Origin of the sequence: Arenimonas sp., assembly GCF_044353605.1 — a bacterium.
In the GTDB taxonomy this organism is placed as follows: Bacteria; Pseudomonadota; Gammaproteobacteria; order Xanthomonadales; family Xanthomonadaceae; genus Arenimonas.
Window position 1 is genome coordinate 39,082 of sequence record NZ_JBILBO010000010.1, and the last position, 22,120, is coordinate 61,201.

At 58.9% G+C, this 22,120-nt stretch carries 21 protein-coding genes; 8 read left to right on the forward strand and 13 right to left on the reverse strand.

All coding sequences use genetic code 11. The annotated features are described in order from the left end of the window. Positions 1–8 precede the first annotated feature (8 nt). Entirely contained in the window at positions 9–1,880 is a 1,872-nt protein-coding gene (locus tag ACIQ1A_RS07290; RefSeq protein WP_395770401.1) for an ATP-binding cassette domain-containing protein, read from the forward strand. Here the strand turns inward: ACIQ1A_RS07290 and ACIQ1A_RS07295 are convergent. From ACIQ1A_RS07295 to ACIQ1A_RS07305, 3 genes are read right to left on the reverse strand one after another with little or no spacing between them, the layout of a single operon-like run. Then, positions 1,877–3,070, reverse strand: coding sequence for a glycosyltransferase (locus ACIQ1A_RS07295; RefSeq protein WP_395770402.1), 1,194 nt, complete (start codon positions 3,068–3,070; stop codon positions 1,877–1,879). The genes ACIQ1A_RS07290 and ACIQ1A_RS07295 overlap by 4 nt on opposite strands. Positions 3,071–3,090: 20 nt before the next feature. Continuing rightward, positions 3,091–4,185 carry a succinylglutamate desuccinylase/aspartoacylase family protein gene (locus ACIQ1A_RS07300; RefSeq protein ID WP_395770403.1) on the reverse strand — a complete coding sequence of 365 codons (1,095 nt, stop codon included), beginning with the start codon at positions 4,183–4,185 and terminating at the stop codon, positions 3,091–3,093. A gap of 12 nt (positions 4,186–4,197) precedes the next feature. Beyond that, on the reverse strand, positions 4,198–5,073 hold the full coding sequence (locus tag ACIQ1A_RS07305) for a LysR substrate-binding domain-containing protein (protein WP_395770404.1): 876 nt from the start codon (positions 5,071–5,073) through the stop codon (positions 4,198–4,200). A gap of 94 nt (positions 5,074–5,167) precedes the next feature. On the opposite strand from ACIQ1A_RS07305, the gene ACIQ1A_RS07310 reads away from it, so the two are divergent. Then, the gene (locus tag ACIQ1A_RS07310; RefSeq protein WP_395770405.1) at positions 5,168–5,887 is read left to right on the forward strand and encodes a pirin family protein; all 720 of its coding nucleotides are present in this window, start codon (positions 5,168–5,170) and stop codon (positions 5,885–5,887) included. Positions 5,888–5,895: 8 nt separating this feature from the next. On the opposite strand, the gene ACIQ1A_RS07315 is transcribed toward ACIQ1A_RS07310, so the two are convergent. Genes ACIQ1A_RS07315 through msrP form a run of 4 tightly spaced genes read right to left on the reverse strand, consistent with a single transcriptional unit; the run spans position 5,896 to position 8,211 of the window. After that, positions 5,896–6,276: a GFA family protein gene (locus ACIQ1A_RS07315; RefSeq protein WP_395770406.1), complete on the reverse strand. Its 381-nt coding sequence runs from the start codon at positions 6,274–6,276 to the stop codon at positions 5,896–5,898. A gap of 13 nt (positions 6,277–6,289) precedes the next feature. Continuing rightward, positions 6,290–6,646 (reverse strand): arsenate reductase (glutaredoxin), encoded by a 357-nt coding sequence (gene arsC / locus ACIQ1A_RS07320; RefSeq protein ID WP_395770407.1) that lies wholly within the window; start codon positions 6,644–6,646, stop codon positions 6,290–6,292. Positions 6,647–6,652: 6 nt separating this feature from the next. Beyond that, the gene (locus ACIQ1A_RS07325) at positions 6,653–7,252 is read right to left on the reverse strand and encodes a sulfite oxidase heme-binding subunit YedZ (protein WP_395770421.1); all 600 of its coding nucleotides are present in this window, start codon (positions 7,250–7,252) and stop codon (positions 6,653–6,655) included. Positions 7,253–7,257: 5 nt separating this feature from the next. Beyond that, a complete protein-coding gene (gene msrP, locus ACIQ1A_RS07330; RefSeq protein ID WP_395770408.1) occupies positions 7,258–8,211 on the reverse strand; it encodes a protein-methionine-sulfoxide reductase catalytic subunit MsrP in 954 nt (317 codons plus the stop codon). A 126-nt stretch (positions 8,212–8,337) separates the two neighbouring features. Here msrP and msrA point away from each other — a divergent pair, with 126 nt between their 5' ends. The 4 genes from msrA to ACIQ1A_RS07350 all read left to right on the forward strand — a co-directional run bounded on the left by msrA (position 8,338) and on the right by ACIQ1A_RS07350 (position 13,966). Next, positions 8,338–8,967 carry a peptide-methionine (S)-S-oxide reductase MsrA gene (msrA, locus tag ACIQ1A_RS07335; RefSeq protein WP_395770409.1) on the forward strand — a complete coding sequence of 210 codons (630 nt, stop codon included), beginning with the start codon at positions 8,338–8,340 and terminating at the stop codon, positions 8,965–8,967. An 88-nt stretch (positions 8,968–9,055) separates the two neighbouring features. Next, positions 9,056–10,636 (forward strand): M20/M25/M40 family metallo-hydrolase, encoded by a 1,581-nt coding sequence (locus tag ACIQ1A_RS07340; RefSeq protein WP_395770410.1) that lies wholly within the window; start codon positions 9,056–9,058, stop codon positions 10,634–10,636. Positions 10,637–10,649: 13 nt separating this feature from the next. After that, complete coding sequence (locus tag ACIQ1A_RS07345) at positions 10,650–13,097, forward strand: mechanosensitive ion channel domain-containing protein (protein ID WP_395770411.1); 2,448 nt, start codon at positions 10,650–10,652, stop codon at positions 13,095–13,097. Next, the gene (locus tag ACIQ1A_RS07350; RefSeq protein ID WP_395770412.1) at positions 13,094–13,966 is read left to right on the forward strand and encodes a dienelactone hydrolase family protein; all 873 of its coding nucleotides are present in this window, start codon (positions 13,094–13,096) and stop codon (positions 13,964–13,966) included. Before ACIQ1A_RS07345 ends, ACIQ1A_RS07350 begins: the two co-directional genes overlap by 4 nt. A 3-nt stretch (positions 13,967–13,969) precedes the next feature. Here ACIQ1A_RS07350 and ACIQ1A_RS07355 read toward each other — a convergent pair whose 3' ends face one another. The 3 genes from ACIQ1A_RS07355 to ACIQ1A_RS07365 form a co-directional block, all read right to left on the reverse strand. Next, positions 13,970–14,815: a S1/P1 nuclease gene (locus tag ACIQ1A_RS07355; protein WP_395770413.1), complete on the reverse strand. Its 846-nt coding sequence runs from the start codon at positions 14,813–14,815 to the stop codon at positions 13,970–13,972. Between the two features lie 4 nt (positions 14,816–14,819). Further along, on the reverse strand, positions 14,820–15,290 hold the full coding sequence (locus tag ACIQ1A_RS07360) for an LEA type 2 family protein (protein WP_395770414.1): 471 nt from the start codon (positions 15,288–15,290) through the stop codon (positions 14,820–14,822). 106 nt (positions 15,291–15,396) lie between these two features. Next, positions 15,397–17,589 carry a DUF5916 domain-containing protein gene (locus tag ACIQ1A_RS07365; RefSeq protein ID WP_395770415.1) on the reverse strand — a complete coding sequence of 731 codons (2,193 nt, stop codon included), beginning with the start codon at positions 17,587–17,589 and terminating at the stop codon, positions 15,397–15,399. A gap of 96 nt (positions 17,590–17,685) precedes the next feature. Between ACIQ1A_RS07365 and selD the strand changes: the two genes are divergently transcribed. Continuing rightward, positions 17,686–18,726, forward strand: a complete 1,041-nt coding sequence (selD, locus tag ACIQ1A_RS07370; protein WP_395770416.1) for a selenide, water dikinase SelD — start codon at positions 17,686–17,688, stop codon at positions 18,724–18,726. Next, positions 18,708–19,814 (forward strand): tRNA 2-selenouridine(34) synthase MnmH, encoded by a 1,107-nt coding sequence (gene mnmH, locus ACIQ1A_RS07375; protein ID WP_395770417.1) that lies wholly within the window; start codon positions 18,708–18,710, stop codon positions 19,812–19,814. The genes selD and mnmH overlap by 19 nt, the downstream gene beginning before the upstream one ends. A 60-nt stretch (positions 19,815–19,874) precedes the next feature. On the opposite strand, the gene ACIQ1A_RS07380 is transcribed toward mnmH, so the two are convergent. The 3 genes from ACIQ1A_RS07380 to ACIQ1A_RS07390 all read right to left on the reverse strand — a co-directional run. Beyond that, a complete protein-coding gene (locus ACIQ1A_RS07380) occupies positions 19,875–21,404 on the reverse strand; it encodes a cryptochrome/photolyase family protein (protein WP_395770418.1) in 1,530 nt (509 codons plus the stop codon). Next, positions 21,401–21,541 (reverse strand): DUF2256 domain-containing protein, encoded by a 141-nt coding sequence (locus ACIQ1A_RS07385; RefSeq protein ID WP_395770419.1) that lies wholly within the window; start codon positions 21,539–21,541, stop codon positions 21,401–21,403. Before ACIQ1A_RS07385 ends, ACIQ1A_RS07380 begins: the two co-directional genes overlap by 4 nt. A gap of 62 nt (positions 21,542–21,603) precedes the next feature. Further along, a partial coding sequence (locus ACIQ1A_RS07390; protein ID WP_395770420.1) for a hypothetical protein occupies positions 21,604–22,120 on the reverse strand: 517 nt, incomplete at its 5' end.

The following is a 22,120-nucleotide window of genomic DNA, read 5'->3' on the forward strand; positions in this document are numbered from 1 at the left end:
GTCCGGCCATGCCTTTGCTCAGTCTCAATAACCTCGATTTCAGCATTGGCGGCCCCTTACTGCTGGAAAAGGTCTGTCTGAGCCTGGACAAGGGCGAGCGCATTGCCCTGATTGGTCGCAATGGCGCGGGCAAATCGACCCTGCTCAAACTCATCGCCGGCGAGCTGCAGGCCGATGACGGCGGCATCGTGCGCGAAGAAGGTCTCAAAATCGCCCGGCTCGAGCAGGAAGTGCCGGACGGTCTGCACGGCAGTATTTTCGATGTGGTCGCCACCGGTCTGGGCGCCTTGGGCGATGATCTGGCCTTGTATCATCATCTGAGCCATGCCGCCGAATTCGATGGTGACGCGCTGGCCGAAGTGCAGGGGCGCATCGAGGCCGCCGGCGGCTGGAATCTGGAGCAACAGGTCAGTACCGCTCTGGAGCGCATGGCCTTGGATCCCGAGCTGGATTTCGCCTCCCTTTCGGGTGGCATGAAGCGGCGCGTCTTATTGGCCCGCGCTTTGGTCGCACAGCCGGATATCCTGCTATTGGACGAGCCGACCAACCATCTCGACATCGAAGCCATCGATTGGTTGGAAAAAACCCTGTTGCAGTGGGAAGGTTGCCTGCTGTTCATCACCCATGATCGGCGTTTTTTGAAGAATCTGGCCACACGCATTGTCGAAATCGACCGCGGTGCGGTCACTTCCTGGCCGGGCGATTGGGGCAATTACCAGCGACGGCTGGCCGAGCGTCAGAACGACGAAGCGCAGAACAGTGCCCGTTTTGACAAACTGCTGGCCCAGGAAGAGGTGTGGATCCGACAGGGCATCAAGGCCCGTCGTACCCGTGATGAAGGCCGTGTACGCAGGCTGGAAGCCATGCGCCGCGAGCGCGCGCAACGGCGCGAAGCCACCGGTAATGTCAAGATGCAGGCGGCACAGGCAGAGAATTCCGGGAAACGGGTTTTCGATGTCAAAGACGTCTCGTTCGGCTATGACGGCAGGCCGTTGGTACGCGATTTCAGCACGCGCGTCCTGCGCGGCGACCGTATTGCCCTGATCGGCCCGAACGGTGCCGGCAAATCCACCCTGATCAAACTGCTGCTCGGCCAACTGATGCCCGATCAAGGCAGCGTGGAGCAGGGCACACGCCTGCAGGTCGCGTATTTCGATCAATACCGCAATACCCTGCGCGAAGACTGGAACGCGCTCGACAATGTGTCCGAGGGTCGCGAGTTCATCGACATCAACGGCTCGCGCAAGCACGTGTTGGGCTATCTGCAGGATTTCCTGTTCAGTCCCGAGCGCTCGCGTGCGCCTATCACGCGCTTATCCGGTGGCGAACGCAACCGCTTGCTGCTGGCCAAGCTGTTCGCCCAGCCTTCGAACGTGCTGGTGATGGACGAGCCGACCAATGATCTGGATGTGGAAACTCTCGAATTGCTCGAGGAGCTTCTGGATGATTACACCGGCACGCTGTTGTTGGTCAGTCACGACCGTGATTTCATCGATGCCGTCGCCACCTCCTGCCTGATGTTTTCCGGGGATGGCCGCATCGACGAATACGTAGGCGGCTACAGCGATGCCCAGCGCCAGAGCCGACGGCCTGCATCCAGGCCTGCGACAACCCAGAAGCCGGTCGCCAACGCGAAAACAGTTGCTGCGCCGGAACCGGCGAAAAAGAAGCTCAGTTACAAGGATGCGCGCGAGCTGGAATTGCTTCCGCAGAAAATCGAGCAGATGGAAAACCGGGTCGGAACCTTGACCGAGCGCATGCAGCAGACAGATTTTTACACGCAGCCCGCTGACCGCATCACCGCGCATACCCGCGATCTGGAAAGTGCGCAGGCCGAACTCGATGCCGCCTACGCCCGTTGGGCCGAACTCGACGGCTAACCGGCCAAGAGTTCTTCCACGGCGGCAAGCGCAGTACGGGTTGCCTGATCGCGGTCGAAGTCCCGGTATTTTTCAGCAAACGCCTGAGCCGCCTCGCGGTACTTCGGATCACGCGTCAAGGCACTCAGTCCTTGGTGAAACTGGTCGGCGGTTTTCTCGACATAACTCAGGCCAGCCGACATCAACTGCAGATGACGGCCCATGATGGATTGTTCCGCATGCAGCGGAAGCACCAGTGAAGGCACGCCGGCTAACATCAGTTCGCAGGTGGTGCCGTGGTTGCCGTTGTGGATGGCGAAATCGGCACTTTCCCCGATCAAACGCATATCCAGCGGCTTGTCGACGAAGCGCAGGGTCGCCGAGGTACTTTCCTTCATCATTTTTTCCGGAATACCATCCGGATAGATGAGTGTGCGGATTTTCTTTTGGTTCAGCTGCATCAGCAGCTGCGGCAGGGTCGGAAACGGCTTCAGGTAGGCAAAGGCTTTCGGGCCGTCACCGTCCGGCCATTCCGGCGCAGCACCCTGCACGATGCGCATCGGTCCGATGTATTCGGCCGGTTCGCGGTCGGGGTAGTGGTCGAGTTCCTTGAACGTCGTGAATAATTTGCGTTCGGCAATCTGCGATTGGTTGAAGAATTCAATCCGTTGCATGCCGTTGAGTTCGAGCGCACTGTTGATGTGGGTGAGGATTTTGTTCTGGAATCCGAAAACGCTTGGATCGTCCTGCGGGATGCCCTGCAGCTCGGCCAGGCTGGGTACGCGGCCCTGGGTCGGCATCTGGTAGAAACCGGTGCCGATCTGCAGGCGGGGTATACCGGACTCGCGTGACGCCAATACCGCTGTCGGGCTGTAATCGGCGATGATCAAATCGGGCTTGACCAGTTCAAACAGGTTCTTCCAGGCGCGGATCATGCCGGCCAGCTGCGGGACATTGCTGTAGCCGGAGTTGTTGAGGATTTTGGCGAAACTGTCGATCGGCGTGACCTGCTCGGAGGCCGGTGACGACACATACGGACTCTGCAGATACCGGACGTTGGTGCCTTCGAATAGACGGAATGCACGGGACACGTATTTGCAGGCGAAAGTGATCTCATGCCCGCGTGCTTCAAGCTCTTTAATGAGATTTAAATAGGGCGCTATATGCCCGGAGCCTTCGCCGATTTCCCATGTAATCAGAATGTTTGCCATATGCGCGCTTGTCCTTGGATTCAGCAGCCGTCGCTGCAGGCGGCGTCCGTATTGACGCGGATCAGGCGGACCAGCAGGCTGCCGGGCTCGCGCAGCGGATCGGTGCCGATGGATGCCACGCGGGCATCGAAGGGCGCGGTGTAGCGCGCGGTGATATCGCCGAAGCCATTGCGCTGGACAGCCAGCAGCTGTCCGGCTTTGACATCCTGATTCAAGGCCACCAGCACTTCCGCGAAGCCGCCGCGTTCGGCACGGATGCTCTGGGTCTGGTTGCCGATGAAGCTGCGCTGCGCCTTGGCATCGCGGCCGGGTTTGCCCGGCAGCATGCCGTAAGCCTTAAGGACGTTTTCAACGCCGACCAGCGCACGGTCAATCAATTCAGGCTGGTAAAGTTTTGCGGCACCGATTTCAAGCGTAATAGAAGCCATGCCGGCATCATTGAAAGCCTGTTCGGCGGCGCCGGGTTCACCCGGATCAATTTTGATGATGTCCGCCGGAAACAGTTCCGCCAGTGCCTTGACACCGGCAACACGGTAATCGGCATAGATGTAGAGCGGGTAGGCGGTGCCGGTGCTCTGGGTATGCAGATCGATGACGGAGTCGGCGTTGCCCACCCAGATGCCGTTGAAAATCCGATGCACCTGTTGTTCGGCAGCATTGCCTTCGGCTTTGCCGGGCCAGATGCGGTTGAAGTCGACGCCACCGCCGCTGTCATGCTGCAGCTGGTAATAACGGCTGTTGGCGAGCAGCCCCGTGCTGTTGGCACCGATAATGGCGATAACGCTGCCACTGAGTGTCTTTGGATCAAGATTTTCGAATACGCGGTGGATCAGGCGGGTTCCGTTGAGTTCATCGCCGTGCACGCCGGCTTGCAGCCCGAGCCGCTTGCCCGGCTTGCTGCCTTTTGCAACAAGCACCGGAACCAGCCAATGCTGGCCCACACCATTGCTGGCGCCCTGTAGATAGAAGCGGTGAATTTTTCCGGCGTCGATATCGGCAAGGTCCAGTTTACGGATGACTTTCACGCCCTCGATGCTGTCGCCGGTATAGTCGGTAGCGGCATGGCCGCTGGTGGCATAGGCGAAGAGCAGGACGCAGCTAAAGAATGGTTTCATGAGGTGTCCGGGTCAGGATGTGAGTTGGTCTTGCAGGTAATCGAGAAAGGTGCGTGTTTTGGCGGGCAGCAGACGGGTTTCAGTCAGGGCATAAACGGGCACTTCGGGCGGACACCAGTCCGGCAGTACCCGCACCAGTTCGCCGCGGCTGACCGCGCTGTGTGCCATGGGCACGGAAAGGATGGCGATGCCGGCATCGCGCAGCGCGATGCTCTTCAGCAGGCTCATGCTGTTGGAGGCGTAGGCCGGAGTTTTGATTTTATGCACGGTTCGCTGGCTGCCTTTGATCAGCTGGAAATCCAGCGCGGCCAATTGCAAGCAACTGTGTGCCGCCAGATCGGCAGGGATTTTCAGCTTCGGCGCTTTCTTCAGGTACCCAGGGGAAGCATACAGTCCGACCTTGAACACCGCCAATTTTCGGGCAATCAGTCCGGAATCGCTGACCTGTCCCATGCGGAAGGCGATATCGACCGAATCGGAAATCAGGTTGGCGCGGCGCGGGTTGATGTCGAATTCAAAGCGGATGCCAGGGTGCAGGCTGCGGAACTCGGGCAGGTAAGGAATGATGTAATCGGCGGCGAACTCCTCCACCATCGACAGCCGCAGCATGCCGCTGGGCGATTCCGCCGCATGACTCAATTCCTCATGCGCGCTCTGGGCCTGTGCAATGATGCCCTGGCAGCGCTCGAAATAGGTGCGTCCCAGCTCAGTCAGTTCGATTTGACGGGTGGTCCGGTGCAGCAAGCGGATTCCAATGCTCTTTTCTAGATGACTGACCCGGCGCGATAGCGTCGACGTGGGCATGTCCAAGACATCCGCAGCCTTGCGGAAGCTTTTGGCCTTGACCACGGCCACGAATAGGGCGATGTCGTTCAGGTTGTTGAGCATTGTTGCAAACTTGGAACAATCATTTGGATGAATCCCACTTTATCAGATTGCCGCTTTAATGGAAGATGCCCCATTCCCTTTCAAGGAGCACGTCATGATCGATATACGCAAGGCCGGCGAACGAGGTCATTTCAACTTTGGCTGGCTCGATACCTGGCACAGCTTTTCGTTCGGTCATTACCGGGACCCGAAACAGCAGGGTTTTTCCGACCTTCTGGTGATCAACGACGATGTGGTCCAGCCCGGAATGGGTTTCGGCACGCACCCGCATCAGGATATGGAAATCTTCACCTACATCCTCGAAGGCGCGCTCGAGCACAAGGACTCGATGGGCACTGGGTCAATCATCCGTCCCGGTGACGTGCAGATGATGAGTGCCGGAACCGGTATCCGGCACAGTGAATTCAATCCATCAGCAAGTGAACGTGTCCATTTGCTGCAGATCTGGATCGTGCCGGATCGGCGTGGTGTTGCGCCACGCTATCAAGAAGTAAAGTTTGATGCGGCAGAGAAACGCGGAAAACTTCGCTTGATCATTTCGCCGGATTCCGTGGAGGGCTCGCTCAACGTCTATCAGGATGTGCGGGTGTATGCCGGTCTGTTCGATGCTGATGAAAGCTTCGATTTGGCGCTGGCAGACAACCGCTATGCCTATCTGCATGTGGCCCGGGGCGCACTTGAGGTCAATGGCGTGCGTTTGACGGCGGGTGATGGCGCCCGTGTTCGCCGGGAAACAGCACTGAATTTCAGCAAAGGCGAGAACGCCGAAGTGCTGGTCTGGGATCTGCGCCCGAACGAATTGCCGGGTTATTGACGCCGGCTTTAGCGCAGGTGCTGGGTGATGCCATCGGAGATCCGGTAGTAATCGCCTTTTTCGGAAGTGAAGATATGCATGCTGAGCTGGGTGCCGGTCGGGCCATCCAAAGCGCCCATGGCTACCGCTATCTTATCCTTGTGGATGGGGTCCCAGAACAACGACGACCCGCATGTTTTGCAAAATCCGCGGCGGACTTTTTCAGAGGATGCATACCAGGCGATGTTTTCGTCGCCTTGAATGGAAAGTGCGATGCGACTGACATCGGTGGAGGCCCAGTAATGGCCTGAGTGCTTTCGGCATTGCCGGCAGTGGCAAGCATCAGGGCTATGTAGCTCGGCATTGATTTCAAAGCGGACGGCGCCGCAAAGGCATGATCCCTGATGCATAAAGGCCTCTTGTTTATTTCGGAAGTATTTCCAGTACCGTTTCCGGTGCGCGGCAGATACGGGTGCCAAATGCGCTTGTAGCCACCGGCCGGTTGAACAGGGATGGTTCCGCAACCAGTGCCTGCATGCGCTGTTCATCGCTGCAATCGGGCGCGTCCAATCCCATCTCGGCATAGCGTGTATCGCCGGTGCGCAGCAGGCAAACGACCGGAAGATCCAGAGCGATGCGCAAGGCTTCCAGGTCATGCCGGGAAAGCGGATTTTGCAGGTAGTCGATGACAACCGGCTCGATGCCGGCGGCGCGGATCAACGCGAGGGTGTCACGGGATTTACTGCATGCCGGGTTGTGATAAAGCGTCACGGATCCCATGAGGCATTATACCGCGGTACGACGGACCTTCAAATGCGCAAACAGGCGAATGCCCAACAACAGGGCAAGAATTGCCGCATACAGCAAGGGCTCGCGGATATCCGATTTCACCAGCCACCAGTAGTGCAGCACGGCCAGTACGCCGATGGCATAGGCCAGCCGGTGCAGGCGCTGCCAGTTCTTTTTCAGCAATCGCATCATCCACCGGTTCGAGGTCAGTGCCAGCGGCAACAGCAGCAGCCAAGCCGTGAAGCCGACCGTGATGAAGGGTCGTTTCAGGATGTCGGCACCGATCTGCGACCAATAGCCGCTGCCCAAATCGAGAAACAAATACACCGCGAAATGCAGACTGGCATAGAAAAAGGCATAGAGACCAATTAAGCGACGAAATCTTATAGGCCAGGCCTGTTTCAGGACCATCCTTAGCGGCGTCATGGCCAAACTCAGCAGCAGCAGGCGCAACGCCCATTCGCCGGTTTGGTGGGTCAGTGCCGCGACCGGGTCGGCGCCGAGCCGGTCATTGAGGGCGTTGGTGATGAGCAAGACCGCCGGCAACACGGCAAGCGCGTGCGCTGCCGTCTTCAGACCGAACCAGCGCCAGTCCATGTGGCTCAGAACCACTTGCGCAGATCCATGCCTTTATAGAGATGGGCCACCTGCTTGGCGTAGCCATTGAAGGGCAGGGTGGCGATGCGTTGGCCAAACAGCTTGCTGTCCGTTCCGGCGATGCGGCGTTCGCTGGCCTGGCTCCAGCGCGGGTGATCGACCGCCGGGTTGACGTTGGAATAAAACCCGTATTCCTCGGGCTGCAGCATGTTCCAGCTGGTTTGCGGCATTTTTTCGGTGAACACGATGCGTACGATCGACTTAATGCTCTTGAAGCCGTATTTCCAGGGCACCACCAGACGCATCGGCGCGCCGTTCTGGTTCGGCATCGGTTTGCCATACATACCGGTGGCCAGCAGCGTCAACGGGTTCATGGCCTCGTCGATGCGCAGGCCCTCACGGTAGGGCCAAGGAATACTCTCATAGGCCATTCCGGGCATCTGCTCGCGGTCGGCTTTGCTGTAGAACGCGACGTATTTGGCCTTCGAGGTCGGCTTGAAGCGTTTGATGATCTCTGCCAGCGGAACGCCTTGCCAGGGAATGACCATCGACCAGCCCTCCACGCAACGCAGACGGTAAATGCGGTCCTGGACGGCCATGCCTTTGAGCAACTTGTCGAGATGATAGGCGCCGGTGATTTCCGCTTCGCCTTCCACCGACACGACCCAGGGCAGGGTGCGCAAGCGATGGGCATTTTTAGCCGGGTCGGTTTTGCCGGTCCCGAACTCATAAAAATTGTTGTAACTGCTGGCATCCTCGAAATGCGTCAGGGTATCCGCCGTTCGGAAGCCATCTGGGCTATCCTTCGGACGGTTCACGGCCGCAGGTTCCTTGGCTTCGCTGCAACCGGTTAATGCCAGCAGCGGGGTGGCCAGACCGGCGCCGATCAGCTCCCGGCGCCGCAGATACACCGATTCGGGCGTGATTTCGGAGGCGGGAATATGGCTCATATCGTTCATGGTCTATCCTGATGCAGACGGTGGCTTCACGGATTGGTCGCGCTACCGGAGCTAAACTTACAGGGCAAAATCAATCCAGCTACCTTACATCCAGTATGCCGTCAAAGCGGCAAGGAATTGTGAATCATGAGCGTCTGCGCCATCCCCGGCTTGAATCTGAGCGTCTCTCCGGAGCAGGTTCCACCACCCGGGATGCCTTTACCGCCGGCGATGGATTGCGGCGTTGCCATCCTGGCCGGTGGTTGCTTCTGGTGTACGGAAGCCGTGTTCGGCGCCCTGGACGGGGTCCGCAGCATCGCCCCGGGTTATGCCGGAGGCCGGGCCGAGCGTGCCAACTATGAGGCGGTGTGCACCGGCGTCAGCGGTCATGCCGAGGCCATCCGGATCGAATACGACCCCGCGGTCATTGGATTTCCGGCGCTGTTGCAGGTGTTCTTTGCCGTGGCCCACGATGCGACCCAGCTGAACCGGCAGGGCAATGATATCGGCAGCCAGTACCGCTCCGCGGTGTTTCCTCAGGATGGGCAACAGGAACAACTTTTGCGGTCCTATATCCGGGAGCTGGGCGATGCCGGTATTTTCCTGGCCCCGATTGCGACCACCATCGAGCCCGGCCAGATCTTTTACCTGGCCGAACGCTACCACTTCGACTATGCGACCCGCAATCCGGACCAGCCCTATATCCGCGGTGTTTCCGCGCCCAAGGCCGGAAAACTGCGGCAGTATTTCCCGCATTTGCTGAAATCGGCGGATTGACGCCCGTTCCGCCTTAACACGGAATTGTCCGTTTATAATCGGACCATGCGCATCAGCGCCATTCAATGTTCTTTTCCGGGGAGTTTTCATGCGTGTCCTTTTGTCTTTGGCGGTCTTGTCCTTGTCGGCGGCAGTGTCCGCAGCGGAGCCGATTGATTATTCGGCCTTGGCGAAAATACGCCAGGAGGGCTTTTCCAATTCGAAAGTCATGGAGACCGTCACCACCTTGACCGAGAAGATCGGACCGCGCCTGAGCAACTCCCCGCAGATGACTGCCGCCAATGCCTGGACACGTGACCAACTGGCCGCATGGGGCCTCAGTAACGCCCGACTGGAAGCCTTTGGTCCGTTCGGCCGTGGCTGGCAATACCAATCCGCCTCGGTCAACATGACCGCGCCACGTGCATTTACCCTCAGCGCCTTGCCGAAGGCCTGGACGCCGGGAACCGCCGGCCCGGTTGAGGGCGAAGCCATGCTGCTGGTGGCGAAAACCCGCGAGGATCTGGAAAAGCATAAAGGCCAGCTGAAAGGAAAAATCCTGTTCATCAGTGATGCCCGTGAATACAAACCGGCCGACAAGCCGGATTTCACGCGGTACGACGAAGACAAGCTGAAAGAGTTGCAGGCATCACCGATTCCCGCGCCTCTCGACCCCAAGAAGCGCGCTACCGATGCCGAGGCCTTCCTGAAGCAGCGGGAGTTCACTGTCTTCAGCAACCGATTCATGGCCGAAGAAGGCGTGGTAGCCACGGTCAGCCTGAGTTCCTGGGACAACGGCATCCTCCGGGTCACGGGCGGCGGTTCGCGCAAGGCCGGTGAACCGGTCGGCGTTCCGGCATTGGTGATGATCACTGAGCATTACAACCAGATTCTGCGCCTGATCGAAAAGAAGGAAATGGTCCGGCTCTCGGTTGATGTCAAGGCGCAGTTCACCTCCGAGGATGACCGCATGGCCTACAACACCCTGGCCGATCTTCCCGGCGGCAGCCGTAAAAACGAACTAGTGATGATCGGTGCGCATCTGGATTCCTGGCACACCGGTACCGGTGCGGCGGACAACGCCGCCGGCGTGGCGGTCATGATGGAAGCCATGCGGATTCTCAAAGCCAGCGGCCTGAAACCCAAGCGCACCATCCGCATCGGCCTCTGGAGCGGTGAGGAGCAGGGCCTTCTCGGTTCGAGTGCCTATGTCGAGAAGCACTTTGCCGAATTGCCGCCACCGGCAGATCCCAAGCTGAAAGACCTTCCGCGATCTTTGCAGGAATCGCCCCTGCCGCCGGTCTACAAGGCCGATCACAAAAGGATTTCGGCTTACTACAACTATGACAACGGCGGCGGCCGCATCCGCGGCATCTATGCCCAGGAAAATCTGGCTGCAGCCGAGGTTTTCAAACAGTGGATCGTGCCGATGGCGGATATTGGCGTGACCACCGTCACCAACCGCAACACCGGCAGCACCGATCATATTCCCTTCGACCGCGTGGGCATTCCGGGATTCCAGTTCGTACAGGACAATCTCGATTACTTCACCCATGTCCATCACACCCACCTCGATGGACTCGACCACCTGCAGGCCGAAGACCTGCGCCAGTCGGCGGTTGTGGTCGCCACGCTGGCCTATCTGACGGCCATGCGCGATGAACCCTTGCCGCGCAAAGCCCAGCCCTGAGTCCGGAGTTTCCATGAATTGCCGTCAACAACTTCGTTATGCATTCGTCGCGCTGTTGCTGCCGATGGCAGCGATGGCCCAGATTCCGGGACTGAGCAAGGCAGAGCCGGCGCCTGCCGAAGAAAAAGTGGAGGCGCCGGCTACCATTGCCATTGCCAATATTCCACTGAAGCGGGAAGAAGACGAGCGTTTCATCCAAGAGGCCATGCTGAGGGCGCAATCTTCCAGCAAAGCCGAGGCCATGGCCCGTCAACTGAAGGAAATCCAGAAAAGCGTCAGCACACTTTCGCAGAAGTCGCAGAGTAGCAAGCTTGAGGGTGTGCAGATTTCACGGCTCGAAAGCCTGGACCGGCATTGGAGTTTTCTTGACCGCGAACTTACACAGTGGCAAAGCCGGCTGCAATCTGCGGCAAAGCCGCTCTCCGAAGATGCAGCCGAACTTGCCGCGCGCAAGCAGGTCTGGATAAACACCCGCACCGCGGCCGCCGGGACTCTCGCGGTTCCGTTGCTGCGCAGCTTGGATGAACTTCTGATCGAGTTCGAAAAGGCCGATCAGGCGATATCCCAGCCATTGACCAAGTTACTGGATCTTGGCCGTGATGCCAGTATCATTCAGGCACGCGTCAGCCGGAATCTGGACGCGGTACGCAAGCAAATTGACTCGGTTGATCATGACCTTGCCGTGCTCGATTCCGAGAACCTCTACATTGCTCTGACCACATCGGGCTCCAATGAGGCTGGGGATTTGGAGTCCCTGAAGAAGGGACTCAGCATTGAAGAAGATTTCAGAGCCGAGTTCGACCGGGCCAATGCAAGGCCGGAACGTGTATTCTGGATTTTCGCATTGCTTCTGTTGCCGTTGTTTTTTTGGCTTTCATACAGTGCCAAGACACTTCTAAAAAGCGATTCGCGTCTGGAGCAATACCGCAAGACCCTGACCCGTCCGTTCTCGGCCTGGCTGTTGCTGACCGTCATGGGGCTGCTGCTGCTGCAGATGTCCGGACCGATGATCCGCATCCAGCTATTGATGCTGCTGGCCTGGCTGCCGGTCATGCGGCTGCAACCACAGCATGTACATGACGGCATCGGACGCTGGATGTATCTGACGGCGGTTTTCTATGTCATCAATCTGCTGGCGTTTCTGCTGTCCCAGAATCCGATCCTGTTCCGTCTGACGGTGCTCTTTAATGGCCTGTTGATGCTTGGAACGCTCGCCTGGCTGCTTTACCGCTCGCGGACGGAACTGAAAACCAGGACTAACCGGCAGCTGCTGCTGCGCATCATCATCGGGGTGAGCGCTCTGGTCATGCTGATTGCGGTGATATCCAATGCCATCGGGAACGTCACTTTGGCCGCCATGTTGACCGATGCTACTCTGGACACAGCCTATCTGGGCCTGTTCCTCTTCGCAGTTGGCAATGTGGTGCGGGCATTTTCCCGATTGCTGTTCCGCGGCACCGCTGAAAGGCTGAAGTCACGAACGCAGCATGCCGGCGGTCTTCTGGAGGTGATATCAGGGCTGTTCAATTTTTCCCTTGCCGCGCTCTGGCTTTACGGCGCTCTGTCGGCTTTCCGTGTCTTCAGGCCGTTGATGGCGCTTGTGAAGTCCATTGCCTCGTTCGCCATTGAATTCGGTAGCATCTCCATTACCATCGGCAGCATCGTGCTTTTCGGGATTTCCGTGTATTTGTCATTCTGGCTGGCCAAAACCATCCGGGGCGTACTTTCGGAAGACATCCTGCCGAACATGGAACTACCGCGTGGGGTAGCGAATAGCGTCTCGTCCCTTTCTTATTACGCCCTGCTATTGACGGGGTTGATGGTGGCGCTTGCCGCCGCCGGATTCCATATTTCGCAGCTGGCCATCATCCTCGGCGCGCTCAGCGTCGGTATCGGCCTCGGCCTGCAGGATGTGGTCAAGAACTTCGTTTCGGGCCTGATTCTGATGGTCGAGCGCCCGGTTCAGCCCGGTGACATCGTGGAAGTCTCGAATACCACAGGCAAGGTCCGTGACATCGGCATGCGCGCCACTACCTTGACCACCTTCGACGGCGCCGATGTCATCGTGCCCAATGGCATGCTCCTGTCCGAGAAGATGATCAATTGGACGCTCAGCAGCGACAAGCGCCGTATCGAAATTCCAATCGGCGTGTCTTATGATGCGGACCCGAAACAGGTGCTGGCTGTGCTGACTGCTGTGGCCGAGGCGGCGAATGGCGTTACCCGGAATCCGGCGCCATCGGTGGTGTTCATGGGTTTCGGTGCCAGTTCGCTTGATTTCAGTGTGCGTGCCTGGACCGATAATTACGATGATGCGATCTTCGTGCGCAGCGCCCTGGCCGTGAATATCCATGCCGCCTTGATCGAGGCCGGCATTGCCATACCTTATCCGCAGCGCGATCTGCACTTACGTTCGGTTGATCCGGAAATCCTCAGTCAATTGCAACGGAGCACGCCATGAACACCCCAGTCAATCTGCCACAGCCGATTATCGATCTTTACGACGAATACACCCATGCGCCATTGGATCGGCGCGTGTTCCTGAAGCAGCTGGCGTCGCTGGCCGGCAGTACGGCCGCCGCCTATGCATTACTGCCTTTGCTGGAGAATAATTATGCGCATGCGGCACTGGTGCCGGAGTCCGATCCGCGTTTGCGTACGCAATCCATCGAATTCGCAGGCCCCAAAAATCAGTTGAAGGGCTATTTGGCGCAGCCGGCCGCCAAGGGCAAGCGCGGTTCGGTGCTGGTCATCCATGAAAATCGTGGCCTCAATCCGCATATCCGCGATGTCGCCCGCCGTGCCGCACTCGCCGGCTGCAACGCCCTGGCTCTGGATTTCCTCAGTCCGCTGGGCGGCACCCCCGACAATGAAGACACGGCGCGCGAGTGGTTCTCGAAGCTCAACCGTGCCGAAACCCCCAACAACGGCATGGCGGCCTTGGCCTACCTGAAAACACTGCCGGAAAGCAACGGCCGCATCGGTGCCGTCGGTTTCTGCTGGGGCGGCGGCATGGTCAATCAACTGGCGGTGTTCGAACCGGATCTGGATGCCGCTGTCTGTTTCTATGGCATGGCACCGGAAACCGCATTGGTGGCGCAGATCAAAGCCCGGGTCATGCTGCACTACGCCGGTCAGGATGAGCGCATCAATGCCGGTCGCGCGGCTTACGAAGCAGCCATGAAAGCCGCCAACATCCGGTTCGAGAGTTTTCTGTATGACGGCAAGCAACATGCCTTCCACAACGACACCAATACCGCGCGCTATGACAAAGCCGCGGCGGATCTGGCCTGGACCCGCACGCTCGGGCTTTTTTCGAAAACGCTCTAAAGATTAAAGCGCTTCATCCAGTAGGCGGGCCAGGCGGATGCCGGCGACGTAGATTCTGTCGTGCACAATCGGCAGAAAGCGGTAGCTGTACTCATAGCCCAGTTTCGGCATGGCTTCAGCAGCAACCGGTTCACGGCAATAGGTCAGGTAGGTGACTGGTGCATTCGGCGTCTGAACTTCCGGCGGATAGATTTCGCTACGCAATTTCCGTGATTCCTGCGCCCAGCTGCGCATATCGCCGCGTTTGGCCGCGGCAATGTCGGCGGCGGTCCGGCCTTGGCTGGCGAAGACGGCCAATTCGGTATAGCTCAGGCCGTTGCCTTCGATGATTTCGCCATCCCAGACCGAATGCAGGTTGGTGGTTTTGCCGAACCAGGTCACCCGGCAGGTGTTGCCGCCCCGGTCGTTGCCGCCACCCACATGCAGCGGCTGATGGGCATCACCGACCAGATGCACCACGAAACGCAGGGCGTCGGCGCGCTCGGCTTTCGGGGCTTTGCTGTTTTTCAGGATGGCCAGCTGCTTGTCCACTTGGGTCAGCAGAAAGCCCGTGTCCTTGGTCTCGTCCGCCGAATGAAAGCGCTCATCTTCATCCTGCCAGGTGGTGTAATGCCAGTTAAACGTGTGGCTGTACCGTTTGGGATCGGAGCGGATTTCATCGGCCCAGGTGGACGCATAGGCAAGATCACGGCCGTCGAGCAGGGCGCGGGCTTTTTTCACAGCATCCGGACGCATGTTGGCTTCGGCGATTTCACCGATGGCACGGTGGCCGGTTTGGCCCCAGGCCAGAAGCTGTTGGGAACCGAGACAAAGGCTGATGCAGAACAGAATTCGGGTGGCAGGTGTCATCGGATTATCTCGGCAGGGTGAGGCGTCCATTATCGCTGAAGCGAACCGTGCCGAACAGACCGCTATCGAGCCGTCCGCGGACCTCGTAGCCGATGCCGTTTTGCGGCGGTTTCTGCATCAAGGTGAAGGCCTGTCCGATGGCATTCAGGGTCGAGACCGTGACCGGCAGGTCATAGACCAGTTCGCCGTAGGCGGGTACTTTGCCCGGTACGTCGCTCAGGCCGGTCGCCACGCGCTTGCCTTCGATGTAAAGATCAACCACCACGCCTTTGTAGTTGATGTCGACCCGGTTCGGGTTCTGGATGCGCAGCTTGACGTTGAAGCGCAGTTCGCTGCCTTGTCCGGCGAGCGGAGCGATGCCGGCCACGCCGATGCGGGGTGGATCATACTCGGGCAGGGAAGCGCAGCCGGCCAGAACGGCCAGCAACAGCATCGGGAACAGCAGTCGGAAAGCATAAAGACGGGCGGAAAGCATGGATGGGCTCCGGTAAGATTCGGCACAGTATGCCCGATGCCCGCTACAATCGGCGGTCTTCAGCAACGCTGCTGGACCGCTTATTCAGTCCGGATTCAAGCACGACTCAAGGCTGCCAGGCGTAGCCAAGCTTCAGAAACAACGAGCGATTGGTCTGGAAGCTGTCAATGCTGTCGGACCCGATGTAGTTGTCGCTGTAGCCGGCATAGAACACCGTGCGTGGGTTGATCTTGTAGGAATACACCAGCTGGGTTCCGAAGTCCGACAGCTCGGCATCGGTCTGGCCCGGGTTCAGGCTCAGGTCGAAGTCGGTGGTGCCGTACTGGACGGCCAGGCGCAGACGCTGGCGCAGATTGAACTGCCAGGACAGCCGGGTATCCAGCAACCGCGCATGATACACCGTGCCACCATCGCGGCGGAGCGCTTCATCCACATAATTCAGGTTCAGGCTGATGTTGTCGTTGATGCTCCCGGTCACGCCCGGCTCGAACGTGGTGATACGGCCCAGGGCATTGTTGCGGAAGTCGATCTGGTCGCCGCCGCGGTAGAACAGCTCGAACTGCCAGGACTTGAACGGCGTGAACTGACCGTAAAACGTATAGAAGGTTTCATCGTAGTTGATGCCGCGCCAGAAACGCTCACGTTGTCCGCCACCAGTCTGAATAAAGCTTTGCATCTTGCCTCTGGCGCTGATATACGCTTCGATCTCCCGTTCCATTAGCCGGTCAACGGTGAGCTGATGCGTGATGTCCCAGTCGCCGTTAATTGAAATCTGGTTAAAAAATTGCTCTTTCGGATACCAGCGGTACGACCCGCCAACGACCCAGCGTTCGTAGTCGACCTGGCCGACAAAGCCCATGTCGGCGCGAAATCCTGGGTCGTTCCTACGTTTTCCGATATTGAAGGATTTTTCGCGATCGCGGTATTCATAATTGACCAGATAAGCGTTACCGGTGAACGGCACGGCCGAGTAACCGAGTGCATCCTCGGTGTCGGAGTGCATGAATTGCGCCAACAGGGTATGGCCGCCTTTCTGCCATTTACCATCCAGGTTGACCAGCGTGTTGTGGTAATCGCCGCCACTGCGATGGGTCACCAGAGTGCCGATATTGGAAGTGGCATTCAGGTTGTAGCGGTAGGTGCCGACCAGATCGGTCGATTCGGCATTGATGAACCCGATGCGTGAACCAAAGGGGCCAGGGCGCAGCACATTGGTCTGGGTGTCGCTGGCGCCGAAGAATCCGTAGGTGTTGTCGTCGCTGCGGCCGGTGAAGCGGACGCCGTAATCGGGGTCGGCGATATTGCGTGAATACACCAATTGCGTCGGAGTGCTGAAGAAATCGGCACTCTCCAGGAAGAATGGCCGTTTTTCGGGGTAAAACAGCGCGAAACTGGTATTGACATCAAGCTGGGCGCCGTCGATTTCAATCTGCGAGAAATCCGGATTGTAGGTCGCGCTGAGCGTATTGTTCGGCGTCGGTGACCAGGTCAGGTCCAGCCCGAAATCGATGTTGCTGCCGTCTCTGCTGAAGTCCTGACCGGGCGCATTGCGGTTTTCGCCGTAACCCGCGGTCAGAGTCGGATTGACCAGGATGTTCCTGCCCGGGTCGGCATGGGCGAAGCCGCTGATCTTGTTCTGCTGGCACAGGTCGCATTTGTTATTGCGGTCATCCTTGCGGTCGGAATAGACGAAGCGGTTCTCACGCGGTCGGATTCGCAGGAACTGGATGCCCCAGAGCTGGGCTTCGATGGAATGCTTGAATTTCAGGCTGGAGTAGGGGATATCCATTTCCACCGTGTAACCGTCGGCATCGATGTGCGCGCCGGAATCCCAGATGGCATCCCAGGATTCATCTTCGTTGCCGTTGGTTTCGTCGTAGGTCAAGTCCATCTGCACGCCGCGCGCGCTAACGAAGAATTGCAGGGCACGCTGCTGGGTATTGAAGGTGTCGATCCGGATGCCCAGAAAATCGTCTTTAAATGCACTGTCGCGGTCGCGCAGCACGGCCACGATCTTGGACGGGTCCGGATCCTTGGCTTTGAAGGCTACCCGCAAGCTTTTGCCGGAATCGACGATATAGACCGTGGTTTCGGCCCCGGCTGGAGTATTTTCACCCGGTCCGATTTCGTAAGGCATGCCGGACACCGCCGCCTGCTGCCAGAACGGCTCATCCAGCTTGCCGTCGGCTTTCATGGCACCCTCAATGCGCGGGATGGTCAATGCTGGGCTGTCCTGGGCGGCGAGCATGCCGGGGATGGCCATGGCCAGTAAATTGAGAGCAAGCGGAAGCTTTTTCATGAAGGATATCAGGGTGGAGATTGTGGCCATTATGGGTAGGTATCGCGGGACCGGCTTGTGCCATAAGTCATTGCCGGGGTTTGCTATCATGGAGCGATGAATACCTCTCCCATTAGACTTACCGAATACAGCCATGGCGCCGGCTGCGGCTGCAAGATTTCGCCGCAGGTGCTGGACACCATTTTGGCCACACAGCTTGATCTGAAATCCGATCCCAATCTACTGGTTGGACACAGCAGCAAGGATGATGCCGCTGCCTATGATCTGGGTGATGACCGGGTCATCCTGAGTACCACCGATTTCTTCATGCCGATTGCCGATGACCCCTTCGACTTCGGTCGGATTGCCGCGACCAATGCCATCAGCGATATCTATGCCATGGGCGGCACGCCGATCATGGCCATCGCCATTCTGGGTTGGCCGGTCAACCTGCTGCCGCCGGAAGTGGCGCAACAGGTGGTCGACGGTGGTCGACAGGCCTGCCATGACGCCGGCATCGCTCTGGCCGGCGGCCACAGCATTGATTCCCCGGAACCGATTTTCGGTCTGGCGGTCACCGGGCAGGTGGCCAAGGCCCATTTGAAGCAGAACAACACCGCCGAGGCCGGGTGCCTGCTTTATCTGACCAAGCCCTTGGGCGTCGGCGTTCTGACCACGGCCCAGAAGCAGAAAAAACTGCGGCCCGAACATGAAGGATTGGCCATTGCCAGCATGTGCCGTTTGAACGCGGTCGGCGCCGCGCTGGGGCCGATGCCCGGCGTGAAAGCGGTGACCGATGTCACCGGCTTCGCGCTGCTCGGCCACCTGCTGGAAATGTGCGAAGGCAGCGGCGTACAGGCCGAACTGGAGTTCGATGCCATCCCGGTGCTCGAACCCGTGCCCGGATACATCGCCCAAGCTTGCGTTCCGGGCGGAACCGGCCGGAATTTCGCCAGTTATGGACATAAAGTCGCGCCCTTGACTGAGTATCAGAAAGCGCTGCTGTGCGATCCGCAAACCAGCGGTGGACTGCTGATTGCCGTATGCCCCGAGGATGCGCCGGCGCTTGAAACGGTATTGCGCGATGCCGGTATTGTCCCGCACTGCATTGGCCGTTTGCAGGCGCGGACTGACGGCCCATGGGTGCATCTGCGTTGAATCGGCCGGACAGCCGCGATTTCGCCCGGCTGTTTCTGGCGGATACGCCATTCATAGATACCCGCTCGCCCGGGGAATTTGCCGAAGGGGCGTTTCCTCAGGCGGTCAATCTGCCGCTGATGGACGATGAGCAGCGGGCGCAGGTTGGCCTCTGTTACAAACAGCAGGGCCAGCAGGCAGCCATCGACCTCGGCCACCGGTTGGTCAACGGTCCGGTCAAGGAAAGCCGAATTGCCGTCTGGCGTGCCTTCGCTGAAACCCATCCAGATGGCTACCTCTATTGTTTCCGCGGCGGGCTGCGTTCCCGCATCAGCCAGCAATGGCTGCAGGAAGTCGGTATCGACTCTCCGCGCATCATCGGCGGTTACAAGGCCATGCGCCGGTTTCTGATCCAACAACTGGAAGCCTCTGCTCAGCATCGTTTCATCATCGTCTCGGGCCAGACCGGCTGCGCCAAAACACGACTGCTGCAGGAGGTGGCCAACGCCGTGGATCTGGAAGGACTGGCCAACCACCGGGGCAGCGCTTTCGGCAAACGACTCGGTGGGCAGCCGACGCAGATCGGCTTCGAGAATGCCCTGTCCATCGCCCTGCTCAAACGCCGGCATGCCTCACCGCAGGCCGCCATCGTTCTGGAAGATGAAAGCCGTTTGATCGGCCGCATCGCCGTACCCGAGGTGCTGCGTGAAAGCACGATGCGTGCGCCCTTGGCGGTGGTCGAGATGTCCTTGGCAGAGCGTGTCGAGCATACTTTCCATAACTACATCCTACAAAATCTTTCCGATTGGCAGACCCATGCCGGTGACGTTGCTGGTTTCGCCGCTTTCGCGGAAGAGTTGCGCCAGAATCTGGCGACGCTGCAGCGTCGGTTGGGCGGTCACCGCCACAGCCAGTTACTGTCCGAAATGAACGCGGCATTGGTGGCGCACGTCCGCGGTAATCCGGAGGCGCACCGGGCCTGGATCGAACCGCTGCTGCGCGACTACTATGATCCGATGTATGCCTATCAGCTCGGTTTGAAGGCGGGGCGCGTGGTGTTCCGCGGCAGTTATGCCGAGGTTTCCACGTATCTTGGCGAGGCGCATTAATTCCGAAGAATGGAATTTCGGATTCCAGGCACTTGTTGCTTGTCAGTCGGGTCGCCCGGCCTAAAGCAGGTCCAGATGCGCGCGCAGATCCGCTGCACGGCGTCGGATGTTTTCGATTTCAGACGCGTCCATGGCCGCCAGATTGCGATAAACCATGCCGATGCGTGGATTTCTGGAAAGGCGATCGGCGTGGCGGAGGTGGAAATCCCAGTAAAGCGCGTTGTACGGACACGCATCCTTTCCGGTCCGCTGATCGCGCTTGTACCTGCAGCCACGGCAGTAATCACTCATGCGATGCATGTAGGCGGCACTGGCCGCGTAGGGTTTGCTGGCCAACAGGCCGCCATCGGCGAACTGGCTCATGCCCAAGGTGTTTGGCAACTCGACCCATTCGAAAGCGTCGATGTAGATGCCGAGATACCAGCGGTGCAGGGCTTGCGGGTCAAGGCCGGCAAGCAGGGCGAAATTGCCGATGACCATCAGGCGCTGGATATGATGGGCATGGGCATGCTCCAGCGAATTGCCGATGCTCTCCTGCAGACAGCGCATGTCCGTTTTACCGGTCCAGAACCATTGCGGTAGTGGAAGCGTGTGTTCCAGTGCATTGCTGTTTTCATAACCCGGCATATGTGCCCAGTACACGCCGCGGATATACTCGCGCCAGCCCAGGATCTGCCGGATGAAACCTTCTGCGGCCGCCAATGGGGCAGCACCACTCCGCCAGGCGGTTTCGGCGGCGGCGATGACCTCCTGCGGATGCAGCATCTTCACGTTCAGCGCAAAAGACAGCAATGAATGGAACAGACGGGGTGCATTCGTACTCATGGCATCCTGATAATCGCCGTAATGGGGAAGCGCCGCGTCGATGAATGCGGTGAGCATTTCCAGGGCCTCGCCACGGTTCACTGGCCATCGGAAAGCCGCGGCCGAATCGCTGCCGAAACTCCGTACGCCGGCATCGCATATCGTCTGCCAGAGCAGCGTATGGTCATGCAGCGGCCGCCGATCCAAGGGCTCGGGCGGTTGTCCGCGCCAAGGCTTGCGGTTTTCGGCATCGAAGTTCCACTGGCCGCCAGCCGGACTGCCCTCGGGCTCGAGCAGCACGCCATGTTTGCGGCGCATGTGCCGGTAAAAATTCTCCATGCGCCACTGCTTCTTGCCGGCAAACAGATTCCGCGCTTCGAAACGGTTGGCGAGGAAGTGCATGCTGGAGGTTTTTCCGCCAGCAAAGCCACTTCCGGCGAACCAGGCATCGAGCTGCGCATCCAAGCGGTATTCATCCGGTGCCTGCCATTCAAAACAGCCGGCCTGGGTTTCGGTCAGAAGCGCATCCAGATTTTCAGTCAGGTTCTGACGGTTTTCCGGAGCATCGATGGCGATGTAATGCACACGATGTCCAGCTGAACGCAGATGCTCCGCCAACGCACGCATGCCGGCAAAAATAGCCAGGATTTTCTGGGCATGATGCAGTACATAATCGGTTTCCTGCCGGATCTCCATCAGCACGTACAGCACCTCCGGATCGACCCGGTCGAACCAAGGATGCAGCGGATTGAGTTGATCGCCCAGCAGCAGACGGACGGTTTTCATGCTTTAGGCGCTTCACGCCGGCAGCGCTCGGAACAGTATTTCACCTGGTTCCAGTCGCGCTCCCACTTTTTCCGCCATGCAAAGGGACGGCCGCAGCACAGGCAGGGTTTGCTGGGCAAAAAAGGTTTTCGGTGCATGGCCGGTCTCCGTGTCGGACCTTCATCCTAGGCGCTGCGCTGTCGTATCGGGGTGAATTAGCTCAGGGCCGCGTCAGGGTGAGTTCCAGATCGGTGATGCCCTGCTGGCCCTGCGGCCCCTGCCAATGGCGCGATGTCGGTTGAATCTTGACCCGCAATCTGAAATCGAGAGCTTCGAGCTCGGCACTCTGTGCGCGATCACGTGCCATATGCCATACCGCATTCCGGAGAATTTCCGGCTCCAGAACATCACCGCCGGTTTTGATGGTTGCGCTCAGGAGCATAGCTTCCGATGCGGTTTCTACCTGCATATGAGCATTGCGCCAGAGCAGTCGTGCGCCGGGTGCGAGATAATGCCCGCGCACGGTCCAACCGCCGACCGCTGTCCGCGCGCCGGGGCGTTCAAACCACCAGGCGCCGGATTGGCCGCTGGACTCCAGTTGCAGGCCGTTGGCGACAAGACGCACGGTCAAGGCACTGGTTTCATCGATGCCAATGCCGGCCTCCGGCCCATGTTCCGCGGCTTCGGCAAGGGCGCCCATGAGTGTGATTAATCGCAGCTCACGGCGGCGCTCGGAC